This window comes from Pseudoalteromonas sp. SIMBA_162 (assembly GCF_046535955.1).
Taxonomy (GTDB): domain Bacteria; phylum Pseudomonadota; class Gammaproteobacteria; order Enterobacterales; family Alteromonadaceae; genus Pseudoalteromonas; species Pseudoalteromonas marina.
In genome coordinates, this window is the sequence record NZ_JAWJBQ010000018.1 from 54,588 (window position 1) to 66,700 (window position 12,113).

At 37.9% G+C, this 12,113-nt stretch carries 14 protein-coding genes; 6 read left to right on the forward strand and 8 right to left on the reverse strand.

Going from position 1 to position 12,113, the window contains the following annotated elements; translation table 11 throughout:
• Position 1: 1 nt before the first annotated feature.
• Both ribF and murJ read right to left on the reverse strand, forming a co-directional pair.
• Positions 2–952: a bifunctional riboflavin kinase/FAD synthetase gene (gene ribF / locus R0J88_RS13855; RefSeq protein WP_410900193.1), complete on the reverse strand. Its 951-nt coding sequence runs from the start codon at positions 950–952 to the stop codon at positions 2–4.
• 83 nt (positions 953–1,035) lie between these two features.
• Positions 1,036–2,574 carry a murein biosynthesis integral membrane protein MurJ gene (gene murJ, locus R0J88_RS13860; RefSeq protein WP_410900194.1) on the reverse strand — a complete coding sequence of 513 codons (1,539 nt, stop codon included), beginning with the start codon at positions 2,572–2,574 and terminating at the stop codon, positions 1,036–1,038.
• 294 nt (positions 2,575–2,868) lie between these two features.
• Between murJ and rpsT the strand changes: the two genes are divergently transcribed.
• Positions 2,869–3,129 carry a 30S ribosomal protein S20 gene (gene rpsT, locus R0J88_RS13865; protein WP_006792774.1) on the forward strand — a complete coding sequence of 87 codons (261 nt, stop codon included), beginning with the start codon at positions 2,869–2,871 and terminating at the stop codon, positions 3,127–3,129.
• Between the two features lie 64 nt (positions 3,130–3,193).
• Here rpsT and R0J88_RS13870 read toward each other — a convergent pair whose 3' ends face one another.
• Positions 3,194–3,577 (reverse strand): response regulator, encoded by a 384-nt coding sequence (locus tag R0J88_RS13870; protein WP_006792773.1) that lies wholly within the window; start codon positions 3,575–3,577, stop codon positions 3,194–3,196.
• A gap of 113 nt (positions 3,578–3,690) precedes the next feature.
• Between R0J88_RS13870 and R0J88_RS13875 the strand changes: the two genes are divergently transcribed.
• The 3 genes from R0J88_RS13875 (at position 3,691) to smrA (ending at position 5,195) form a co-directional block, all read left to right on the forward strand.
• The gene (locus tag R0J88_RS13875) at positions 3,691–4,134 is read left to right on the forward strand and encodes a hypothetical protein (protein WP_410900195.1); all 444 of its coding nucleotides are present in this window, start codon (positions 3,691–3,693) and stop codon (positions 4,132–4,134) included.
• Positions 4,135–4,241: 107 nt separating this feature from the next.
• A complete protein-coding gene (locus R0J88_RS13880; protein WP_006792771.1) occupies positions 4,242–4,487 on the forward strand; it encodes a hypothetical protein in 246 nt (81 codons plus the stop codon).
• Positions 4,488–4,616: 129 nt separating this feature from the next.
• Positions 4,617–5,195 (forward strand): DNA endonuclease SmrA, encoded by a 579-nt coding sequence (gene smrA, locus R0J88_RS13885; protein ID WP_410900196.1) that lies wholly within the window; start codon positions 4,617–4,619, stop codon positions 5,193–5,195.
• 205 nt (positions 5,196–5,400) lie between these two features.
• On the opposite strand, the gene R0J88_RS13890 is transcribed toward smrA, so the two are convergent.
• On the reverse strand, positions 5,401–6,321 hold the full coding sequence (locus R0J88_RS13890) for a 2-hydroxyacid dehydrogenase (RefSeq protein ID WP_410900197.1): 921 nt from the start codon (positions 6,319–6,321) through the stop codon (positions 5,401–5,403).
• A 156-nt stretch (positions 6,322–6,477) separates the two neighbouring features.
• Here R0J88_RS13890 and R0J88_RS13895 point away from each other — a divergent pair, with 156 nt between their 5' ends.
• The gene (locus R0J88_RS13895; protein WP_410900198.1) at positions 6,478–8,184 is read left to right on the forward strand and encodes a lysophospholipid acyltransferase family protein; all 1,707 of its coding nucleotides are present in this window, start codon (positions 6,478–6,480) and stop codon (positions 8,182–8,184) included.
• Between the two features lie 51 nt (positions 8,185–8,235).
• Here the strand turns inward: R0J88_RS13895 and dapE are convergent, their stop codons facing one another.
• A complete protein-coding gene (dapE, locus tag R0J88_RS13900; RefSeq protein ID WP_410900199.1) occupies positions 8,236–9,420 on the reverse strand; it encodes a succinyl-diaminopimelate desuccinylase in 1,185 nt (394 codons plus the stop codon).
• A 262-nt stretch (positions 9,421–9,682) separates the two neighbouring features.
• Between dapE and R0J88_RS13905 the strand changes: the two genes are divergently transcribed.
• The gene (locus R0J88_RS13905; protein WP_410900200.1) at positions 9,683–10,336 is read left to right on the forward strand and encodes an OmpW/AlkL family protein; all 654 of its coding nucleotides are present in this window, start codon (positions 9,683–9,685) and stop codon (positions 10,334–10,336) included.
• Between the two features lie 35 nt (positions 10,337–10,371).
• On the opposite strand, the gene R0J88_RS13910 is transcribed toward R0J88_RS13905, so the two are convergent.
• Genes R0J88_RS13910 through R0J88_RS13920 form a run of 3 tightly spaced genes read right to left on the reverse strand, consistent with a single transcriptional unit; the run spans position 10,372 to position 12,113 of the window.
• Positions 10,372–10,773 (reverse strand): DUF2802 domain-containing protein, encoded by a 402-nt coding sequence (locus tag R0J88_RS13910; RefSeq protein WP_006792764.1) that lies wholly within the window; start codon positions 10,771–10,773, stop codon positions 10,372–10,374.
• Positions 10,774–10,790: 17 nt separating this feature from the next.
• Positions 10,791–11,288: a chemotaxis protein CheW gene (locus tag R0J88_RS13915; RefSeq protein ID WP_006792763.1), complete on the reverse strand. Its 498-nt coding sequence runs from the start codon at positions 11,286–11,288 to the stop codon at positions 10,791–10,793.
• 24 nt (positions 11,289–11,312) lie between these two features.
• On the reverse strand, positions 11,313–12,113 hold the full coding sequence (locus tag R0J88_RS13920) for a chemotaxis protein CheW (RefSeq protein WP_010555923.1): 801 nt from the start codon (positions 12,111–12,113) through the stop codon (positions 11,313–11,315).

The window sequence follows — 12,113 nt, forward strand, 5'->3', positions numbered from 1 at the left end:
CCTACATTCCGTCTCTATCGGCTACCTGATTTAAACCAAAACACTGTTTAGCGGCGGCAACGTCTGTTGCTATTTGCGCCGTTAATTGTGTTAATGTCTCGAATTTTTTCTCATCGCGGAGTTTTTGTATCAACTCAACGTGCATAAATTGTCCGTAAATGTCTTGTGCAAAGTCAAAAAGATGAACTTCCAGAAGTGCACGTGTCCCATTAAATGTGGGTTTATTGCCTATATTAGCAACCCCAAAAACCTGTTTCCCTGCAATAGTCGCCTGCACAGCAAACACCCCATTCACGGGGCAAACTTGGCGCTTTAGCGCTATATTTGCAGTTCTAAAGCCAAGTTCACGGCCTCGTTTCCAACCATGTATAACACGCCCAGAAATCGCATAATTATGACCAAGCATCACTTTTGCATCGGCTAAGTTGCCACATGCCAATGCCTCACGTATTAACGTGCTGCTTACTCTAGCATTTAACTGGTGAAAACTCGCAGTGCTTTGTACATCCATGCCTGCTTCTTTACCCATATTTACAAGTAAATTAAAATTACCTTTACGTTGTTGGCCAAATCTAAAGTCGTCACCCACCGTTAACGCTTTAACACCGAGTTTTTTTATGAGTATCTCATTTACAAACTGTTCTGCATGCATATTTGCAAACCGCTGGTTAAAGCTAATACAAATTACACGTTCAATGCCTAAATCACTTAATAAACGTAACTTGTCGCGTAAGCGAGTTAACCTTGCTGGGGCATTATTTTTTGCAAAAAACTCTTGAGGTTGAGGCTCAAACAACAACACCGTACTGGGTAAATTGTGTGCTTTAGCGTCGGCTAACAAGCCTTTTAATACTTGCGCATGACCTAAGTGAACGCCGTCAAAATTACCAATAGTTAACACACATCCAAAATGGTGTGGGCGAATATTGTGTATACCTCTAATTAACTCCATGCCACCTAAAGCCTTTTTTCAGCAAGTATTATCACGACTTATATCAAGGAAAAGCCACAAGGCTACCGATTATAATCTTTTTTTTAGTTTGATTCAGTAATTGCTACACTTTTTATCGTATTTAGTCTTACACCCATTAAAAAGAGCATTGCAAAGTAGCTAACTCCTGCTAATACAACAAGGGCAATTAATAATATAACCTGTTGTGCGAAAGCCCAAGAGGCCCAGAAATAGTAACTACTTACATACCATGTAACACACCCCATGACTAAACTAGCAACAATACACTTGATAGTGAAACGCAAACTCATAGAAGAAAACTGATACACATTTTCTTTTTTTAGCTGCCTATAAAGTAAAAATGCATTACAACTGGCTGACATTGATGTAGCGAGTGCTAACCCTAAGTAACCTATAAAAGGGGCTAACATAATATTAAATACCATATTTAGCACAAGGGTTATAATACCAATGCGTACGGGCGTTTTAGTATCTTGACGTGAATAAAACCCAGGCGCGAGCACTTTAATCAACATAAAACTAACTAACCCTACAGAGTAAGCTACAACACCTAAACTTACCGCTTTTACATGATCAACACTGTCCTCTTTAAAGGCTCCATGATCAAATAACACCGTAATTATAAGTGGGCTAATTATCATTAAGCCAACCATTGCTGGTATACCTAAAAATATTACAAAGCGAACTCCCCAATCTAACGTATGCTGAAAATCGCTCAATTTTTTACTGCTATGCAATTTAGAGAGTGCGGGTAAAATAACCGTCGCAATACCTATTCCAAACAAACCAAGCGGAAACTCTATTAGCCTGTCTGAGTAATAAAGCCATGCTATAGAACCTGTCATCAGTAATGAGGCAATCATAGTATCTAGTAATAAATTAATTTGGCTTATCGATACGCCAAACAATGCAGGCAGCATAAGCTTACGCACTTTTTTTACGTTTTCGTCATGCCAAGCCCAGCGCGGGCGAGCCAACATTTTAGCGCGGAATAAAAAAGGTAATTGAAATAACAATTGCACAATACCACCGACAAATACACCTATAGCTAGGGCGTATGCACCTACACTAAATTTGTCATGTAAAAAAATTGCACAGGTAATAATTGATATATTTAGTAACACAGGGGTAAATGCCGCAACGGCAAAACGGTTGTAAACATTCATTACCGCACCGCTCAGCGCGACTAAACTTACAAACAATAAATACGGAAAGGTAAATTTTAATAACGAACTGGCCAGCTCAAACTTCTCTGCATTGGGGCCGCCTTGCCACCAATCAATAAACCACCCTGTACCAAATAAAGCAGCGATGACCGGTGAAGCCACTACACCAAAAATAGTGACTAACAATAAAATAGTGCCCAGCGTACCTGCAGTTTGGGCAACGAAGAGCCTGACTTTATCATCACCTTGTTGCTCTTTTATTTCACTTAAAACGGGTACAAATGCCTGTGCAAAAGCGCCCTCGGCAAATAAACGACGTAAAAAGTTAGGAATTCGGTTAGCAAATAAAAATACGTCAGCCGCAGCACTTGCGCCAAGTAAATTGGCAACAACTGCATCTCTTACGAGCCCTAAAATACGCGAGATCATAGTCATGCAACTAACAATCATACCGGAGCGAAATAAACCTTTTGACACCTTAAACCTACTTAAAAATCCCTAAGATACGCGATTATGCCACAGTCTTTTTTATAAATCGCTTTAAAGCACTAGGCTGGGGGTCTGTGCTTTGTTACAATAGCGTCATTAACTGCTAAAGCGGCAAATTAATGTTCGTTATAAGGAGCAGTTTTTCTTGAATAGTTAAATTTAATTGACATTCATGATAGAAACAGGCATATTCCACGGCCTTTAATTTAAGCTTTATTTTAAGATTGTTAGGAGCAAACCTTGGCTAACATCAAGTCTGCAAAAAAACGCGCTATTACTAGCGAAAAGAACCGTCAGCACAACGCAAGCCGTCGCTCAATGATGCGCACTTACTTCAAAAAAGTAGTTGTTGCTATTGAAGCTGGCGATAAAGAAGCTGCACAGCAAGCTTTTTCTGTTGCTACACCTATCCTAGACCGTTACGCAACTAAGGGTCTAATCCACAAAAACAAAGCAGCTCGTCATAAGAGCCGTTTAGCAGCTAAGATCAAAGCGCTATAATTTGCTTTTGTTAGAATATAAAAACCGGCTTTTGCCGGTTTTTTTTTACTTAAAAGTTTTTGGCCTACATAATTTCTAAATCTGGATAAAACTTTTTAAGCATGGCTGCTATTTTTTTAGGTGTAAACGGTTTTACGATAAACCCTTTAGCGCCTTTATCTATGGCATCTTTTACATTTTCAACAGCTGAATGCGCAGACACCATAATTACATTCGTTTCTGGACTCATCTCGTTGATTTGTGCAATTAATTCTTTGCCGTCTCCATCCGGTAACTCAATATCTAAAAAAATCATACTGTATTTTGCAGCTTGGCATTCACTAATACACTGTGAGGCAGTAGATGCTTCCTTTACATTGTCTATCCCTAGATGCATGAGCGTTTGACTCAAAAAACTACGCACCGTGCTAACGTCATCCACTATTAAAATTGATAGCTGCGTGTCCATCTTCATTCCTCATAGGCTATAAGCTAACTTTACGTTATTATAATAATTAGCTTAGTATATAAATTTACTATTTGAATTATAAAGACCTATGTAAAAAAGGCCAGATCTGCTTTATGTCAAAAACACCAAAAAAACAATCCTTGTTAGGTAAAACACCAACAAGAAAAAAAACAACACAAAAAAACAAAACTCGGGCAACCTCTCAAAGGCAGGCACAAACTAAACAACACACTATTGATGCAGAGTTAAATAGCCAAGAACCTAAAGCCAAAAAAGGACTGTTAATAACGCTCGCTATTATTGCAGTAATCATTATCGCTTTTCCAAAGCCAACTTTACTCACCTATAAAAAATTAGGGATGGTTAGCGAAAGTATTTATTGGCCTGGTGTATTTGGATACGGTGCAACGCTTGTAGACTCACATTTACATCCTAAGTTTGACGAAAAGCGCAAATCTCTTTATTTATGCAGTGATTTACAGAATCCTCAGAGCTGCCAAAAGTATCAAGTTATTGCTGACGACGGTCTAATTTCAGCGATTAAAAGTTACTTTTAGCATTAATAAAACTAATCTGAAAAATGTAAAATTACTTGGTTGAAAGGTGCGCAAAAGATCACCATAATGGCGCTCCTTTTTTCAACAACTGAACTATTGAAACGACCATGCTAAACGAGCTAGATTGGCTTTTAAACACGATACTACTTGCACTAGGTTTAGGTGCATTCTTTATTAACCACATAACATTACTGCGCGTAGCTGCGATAAGTGCATGTGGCCTGCTATTTTTATCATTTAGCTTAGATCTTATGTCGTCGAGTGTTATTTCAAATATGAGTTTGGTATTGATCAATACATTTTACCTGTTTAAGGTTTATACATTTGGGCAACTTAATGTAACTCAGAGCTAACAATTTCCCCTAGAATATTTTATAGCCCAGCATTGCTGGGCTTTTTTTATTGTATAAATCAAAATGGTTGGGTAATTAGGTGAACTAAGATAATATTGGCCTCGTATTACATTATTATGAGATTTCGGTATGTCCTTATCTGATTTTGATTTGTTTTTATCTTCCATGGAAGATGTGACCCCTATTAGCAGTGATACTATTAAACCGTTATCAAGCAGCCCTCATTCTTCACTTGCGCAACAACAAAAGCGACAAGCGGCTGAAAATACTCTATCAACAGATGAAAACTACTTAAGTACAGAGTCTGTAGAGCTTGTTGAGCCATTTGCTATATTAAGTTTTAAAAAAGACGGAGTACAAGGCCCTGTATTTAAAAACTTACGTTTAGCAAAGTATCAAGTTGATGCGACCTTAGACCTTCATGGCCAGCTACTTAAAAATGCACGCAATACGCTCTTTAATTTTATTAATGACTGTCAGCAGCAAAATGTACGTGTGGTGCTTATTAGGCATGGTGTAGGAATTAAAAATAAAACTAATCCGGGAATACTTAAAAGTTTTGTAAATAAATGGCTACCTGAGTTACCGGCGGTTTTGGCATACCATACTGCACAGAGGCATCATGGAGGGAGTGGAGCAACTTATGTTTTACTTAAAAAAAGTGCCGATAAAAAACACGAAAATAGAGAAATCCACAGCAAGCGCTAAACCTGCTGTGGTGCCATTCTATAAAATAGTTGGCTGATTAAACCAAGCAGATACGCCTAAAATTATTATAGAAATTATAATTAAGCTTAATCTAGCACCACCCTGATTTGTTTTCATTTCACCCTCTTTATATTTTTCTTGTTGAGAACATATACAACATTAATAAAAATTACATATGTTAACAAGCTGTTTCTTTAAATATTTATCAATATCCTTTCGTTCTATCTATTCGATTATTTAAAGTAATACCTTGCTGCAAGCGTTCGACGTTTTCTGCTATTTGTGCTGAAACACTGTTTATATCTGATAATGCAGCACAATGCGGTGTAAGGGTTATTTTATCATGCTGCCAATAAGGGTGTTCTCTACTAAGAGGTTCGTGTTCAAAAACGTCAATGACTGCTGCACGAAGCGAATTCTCTTCCAAGGCATTAAGTAAATCAGCCTCTATAACATGCTCACCTCGTGCAACATTAATAATAACTGCATGATTAGGAAGCATACTAATCGTATATTTATTGATAATACCTTTTGTTTTATTAGTTAATGGCAACAAACAGACTAGATAATCAATATTGCAAAGCATTTCTTTAAGCCCTTGTTCGCCATAAAATAAATTAACTGTATTACTGGTTTTATATGTATGGGCCCAAGCATTTACAGTAAAGTTATTGGCAAGAAGTCGTTTCGCACATGCTTTACCTAGCTCCCCAAATCCCAAAATACCTACATTGTTTTGTTGATAAGCCCTTTTGGGCTTCCATTGGTGCTGCATTTGCTTAATAAAGTATTCTTTTAATCGTAATTTTTGCGCTAAAACATGGGTAAGTACATATTCGGCCATGTCTTGTGCCAATTTTTCATCAACTATACGCACTACATCTACGTCATCACCAAGTAAATTTAAATCAATACTGTCTACACCCGCACCAAATGACGATACCGCTTTAAGGTTTGGCAACTTTGCCCACATATCATGCGGTGCTTTCCATGCTAATACAAAATCAATAGCTTCTAGATTATTGCAATCTGGCCACTGCTGTATTTTTGTAGAGGGTAATCGGGCTTGTAATTGCGCTATTAACTTTGTGTTATCTCGCCCTGTAATTGCTACTAATACCGACATAGTTACTTCCATAATAAGTTTTTATAAAATCCATGCTGACTAATCAACACTTCGGACCCTTTACACTTTAAAAGGTCACACAACTGCAAAATAACTGTCACACCCTTTTTTTACTCTACAGACATGGCAATCGTGCTAAATTAAAAAGAGGTTTGTATGATCAGTGTTGATAAAGTAATTGCAGCAAACTTACCACAATTAGAAAGCTCACCAAAAGTAAAAAGCCTAGTAAAAAAGGGATTAGGCTATTTACTACATGAACAAGAGTTTGTAGCCTTTGCCGACACCTACCCTCATTTACAAGGGCTAGAATTTGTTGAACAAGTTCTCGATGAGCTCAATTTTGATACACGTTATAAGCCAAAGCAAATAGAGCATATTCCTAGCGAAGGTAAATTAATTATTGTTGCAAACCACCCTATAGGCTCTTTAGATGCGCTTGCATTAATTAAAGTGCTCTCAAGCGTAAGAAAAGATTTAAAGGTTGTTGCTAACCGTATGCTCATGTCGGTGACTCCAATGCACGATTTACTTTTACCTGTAAATAACTTATCTGGCACAAGTAAGAAACAAGAGCTTTATAATATTCACCAGCATCTGAAAAATGAGGGGGTATTATTAATATTTCCCGCTGGTGAAGTATCACGACTGAGCCCTACAGGTATCAAAGATTGTAAATGGAACAGCGGGTTTTTGCGCATCGCAAAAAAAGCCAATTGCCCTATATTACCTATTTATATAAAAGCTAAAAACAGCCCATTATTTTATGGGACTTCAATAATATACAAACCCTTAGCAAGCTTATTACTAGTAAAAGAAATGTTTAAACAACGCCAGAAATCGTTAGAGTTTGAAATTGGTGCGTCTATTCCTCCAGCGTCATACCTCATAGAAAATTTAAAAGATAAAGAGATTGTTAATTTAATACGAAAACAACTGTATCGTCTAACAACTAAAAAAACCTTACCACTTAAAACACAAACTCCTATTGCTGTCCCAGAGTGTAGAAAAGAGCTTAAAAAAGCAATAGATGCGTGTCAGCTTCTGGGGGAAACACAAGATGGTATGCATATTCATTTATATCAATATACGGGTAGCTCACCTATTTTTAGAGAGCTAGGGAGGTTGAGAGAAATAGCTTTTAGAGCTGTAGGTGAAGGTAGCGGAAAACGCCGTGATATTGATAAGTACGATATGGACTATCAACACTTAGTTCTTTGGGACCCAACTCAATTAGAGTTGGTAGGCGCGTATAGGCTAGCTTGTGCTAAAGAAATAATTGATAAACATGGCCGTAAAGGTCTGTATACCGACAGTTTATTTACTTATAGCACTGAAATGGGCCCCTACCTAGAGCAAGGAATTGAACTTGGTCGTAGCTTTGTTCAGCCAAAATATTGGGGGCGCAAAAGCCTAGATTACCTGTGGTACGGCATTGGCGCTTTTGTTAAAAACTACCCACAATATCGTTATTTATTTGGGGCTGTTAGCGTGTCTAATACGTTACCAGATCCGGCAAAGGCCATGCTAGTGTATTACTATCAGCATTATTATAAAACCGATGAGATACTTGCTACTCCAAATAATGAATTCAAACTAAGCGAACATGAACTTACACAGTGTGACATGGTTTTTTGCAAAGACGATGTTAAAGAAGACTTTGTAGAACTAAAGCATGTGCTTGCTAACATGGGTGCGCAAGTTCCCACTTTATTTAAACAATATACAGAGCTATGTAAGCCTGGTGGAGTAAAATTTTTAAGTTTTAGCGTAGATCCCGACTTTAACAATTGCATTGATGGTTTAGTATTGGTTGACTTGCAAAATGTTAAAGATAACAAAGCAAAGCGATACTTAAGCTAATTGAAGCGAGGTTACCCTCGCCACTATCTGGGTTTTATTTGAAAACTAACATTACCGTTCTATATAAATACGTGAAAGTAAGTCATAATAAATTGCTTCAACTTTTATTAAGTCATCAATAGAGACGTGCTCATTAACCTGGTGAATTGTATGATTTCTTAGCCCACATTCAATTACTTGAGTATGGCTGTTAGCAAAAAAACGACCGTCAGATGTGCCACCACTGGTACTTAGAACTGGGTAGTTTCCAGTTTGACTATGTATGGCTTGTTCAACACAAGTAATTAAACTCCAGTTACTCTTAGGTTGGGTATAGTATGGTTCACATGGACGCTCCCAATTAATCGTTATGTAACGTGAAAATTCATCCAACGAATTGCTCAATATTGATTTAATTTTTTCACTGCTGTACCGATGGCTATAGCGAATATTAAATGTTATTTCGCAGTGACTAGGGACCAAATTATCGACCACATTGTCAATATTTATGCCTGTTACTTGCAGTGTTGTTTTTGAGCCTGCGTCATCTAAGTGCCACGCTTGTTCACTCAGTTTATTGACTATTTTGGCACTAATATGTGCGGCGTTAATGGTATTTTGAGGATAAGCTACATGACCTGCCCTGCCCTTTACCAGAATACGTGCTGAAAGCGCACCACGGCGACCGTTTTTAATTGTATCGCCAACATGTGTCGAACTAGTTGGCTCGCCGACAATACATCCGTCTAAAACGATCCCATTTGAAGAAAGCTTATTAGCTATTTGCGCAGAGCCAAACTCAGCCTCGCCTTCTTCATCAGAGGTAATGAGCCAATAAAAAGTCCCTGCTTTTGATGATGTGTTATTTATTAATTTTTTTGTGGCAGTTAGCATAGCTGCAACACCCCCTTTCATATCAGCGGCACCTCTTCCGTAAATTACCCCATCAATTATTCTTCCATCAAACGGAGGGGTTAGCCAGTCACCATTATCTGCGGGAACCACATCAATGTGCCCTGAAAAAGCGACACACGGTCCCTCATTGAATTTAATATGCGCAATTAAGTTAGTGACACCATTACTCGTAAACTTTTCACAGCAAAAACCTTGCTCACATAACTGCTCAACCAGCCAATCTATTGCGCCGGCTTGATTCGGCGTTACTGATTTAAATTGGATAAGCGTTTGTAATTTATTTATTAATTCGGCGTTTAACCTTTGAGAAGTGGCTGCTTGTTGTGAAACAACTAAAGACATTTTTTAACACCTTTATTACTAAGTAAGGCATTATTAAATAGTGAGAGTATGACTAAGAGATGTCAGCTTTTATACATTCTGATGATTATTACTTATATAGATTGTCAATCATTGCTGTTACGAAACAGCGTCAAAATTAATCTAAATCAATAAAATACTTTTCAACGTTCAATCATTTTTGAAACTTTGATCTAGAACAGGTTTTTCATATTTGTTAAGCGTAATAATGGCGTCAATCAAAAAGTAGTTCTTGGAGAACAACATGAAAACCAAAATTAGCATTGCATTATTAACCTCTTTATTAGCACTCTCTCCAGCTGCACACGCTAACTTCAGCGTAAATCTGGGCGCTATTAACGTAAATCCAGATAACAGTGGCTCTGCAATTAACGAAGCCCCCTCATTAGGTCTAAAAGGTGATTCTAATACTCAGCTAGGTATTACGGTAGACTATGCATTTAATGACAACTGGGTATTAGAATTGATTGCTGCTACGCCATTCTCTCATGATGTAAATGGAACAGGCGGCTTGGCTGGTAATAAAATTGCTAACATTAAGCACTTGCCACCCTCGTTAGTGGCACAGTATCACTTTTTAGATACAAGCTACCAGCTCAGACCATTCATAGGTGTTGGTGTTAATTATACAACCTTTTTTGATGAACAGCCTTCGCAAGCTCTTAAAGCAACCCTTGGTACAGACGATGTTAAAGTTGAGCTTGATGACTCTGTAGGGTTTTTAGTACAAGTAGGGGCTAATTATAAAATGGATGATCACTGGGGACTCCACGCAATGGTTTCTATAATGGATATTGATACAGATGCAACTGTGTACGCTAACAATGCAAAAGCATTAACATCAACAGTTGAGCTTGACCCTGTAGTGGCAATGTTTGGTGTGAAGTATAATTTTTAAAGTCTAAGTACAGTGTTATGTGTGTAAAAAAGGCGCTAAGCGCCTTTTTTTTTGTGCAACGAAAACAATAACTCGGCCTCAGCCCTGGGTAACTCACACTCGCGAATAACTTCGTCTAAATCTGCACCTAACTCAACCATTTTCACAGCACGGGAATAAATCTTAGCATCGGGATCATCGTATTTTTGAGCCGATTGCTGCTGCAGTAAATCTTGGTTTTGTTGCTCAACCTCTAGAACTCGCTTGCCGATACTGAGTAAACCGGTTCTTAATTCAGCGGCTTCGCTTCTTAAAATATGAACTTGTTCTGCACATTCTTTAAGCTTTTGATGTACATCAGCAACATCGCTGGTGTGTTTATTTTTAAATGCAATAATAAGCGTTAACGATATAAGACCTACCGCTAACGCGCTTACAGCAATACTAAGTAACAGCATAGTTTATCTGATAAAGCTTATAAATCGCTTAACTCATCCCATTCGTCATCACTAAGTAGCTTATTTAAATCAACTAAAATAAGAAGCTCATTATCTCGATTACAGACACCTTGGATAAACTTAGCGCTTTCTTCAGTACCCACATTTGGCGCACTGTCAATCTCAGAGCTACGCAGGTATACAACTTCAGAAACGCTATCGGCTAAAATGCCTATAACTTGTTCTTCAGCTTCAATAATTAATATACGTGAGTTATCAGTTGCATCAGCTGCTGACAAACCGAATCGAGCACGTGTATCAATAACGGTTACTACATTACCACGTAAGTTAATAATGCCTATTACATAAGAAGGCGCACCAGGGACTGGTGCAATCTCGGTGTAACGCAGTATTTCTTGAACTTGCATTACATTAACACCGTAGGTTTCCTCTTCTAGTTTAAAAGTAACCCACTGTAATATTTCATCATTATTATCTGCATTTTTATTTTCTGACAGTAATTTCTCTTGGTTCATGCTGTTACCCCATAATGGTCATTACTACTGACGGCTATCTAAGCCCTCTTCTAATAACGTATTTAAATTGTCTACATCTATTAAAGCACACATTTTTTCTTTAATAACCCCGGCGAGCCATGGGCGCTTACTTTGATCTGTACGCCATTTTACATCTTCTTTTGTCAATGTAATGTTATTTATAAGCTTCTCAGCTAATAATCCCCATTGGCTATCTCCTAAAGTTATTAAATACTGATAATCAAGTGATGCCTCAAGTTTTTCATCGTACTTCTCTGGCATAACCCAGCGTGCTGTATCTACAACATTGAGCTTTTCATCACGGTTAAGCATAACGCCTTTAAACCACTTTGGTTTACCAAACAGGTGATTCACTTCACCTAATTGATGTATACCGCCAAGAGCTTTAAGCGGGACTGCTAGCGTAAGTCCTGCAACTTCAAAGAACAATGCCTGAAATTCGCCGTCAAAGTAATCTGACTCACTGTTATTTGAAAGATTTAATTGTTTCTGTTTTGCTATTTTAAGGTCTGTACTCGTTGTCTCTTTTGGCGTTTCAATGACGTTAACTTTCGGTGTTGTAGCTTCTGCTTCTTTAACTTCATGCGTATCATCTAACGAAGATGATTCATGCTCAGCCACTACTTTAACTTTAGTAACTGGCTTCTGACTTTCATGAGTGGCTTCTTCGCTTGGCAAGTCACCCGGTATATTTTCTAAAAGTTTTGCTACGGGCTCTAAGTCACTGGCAAGCTCTTCTTCGCAAAGTAAGGCACCTAAGTACTGAGTCATTACTTTTTCATTAGCAAATAATTGCTTACTCAT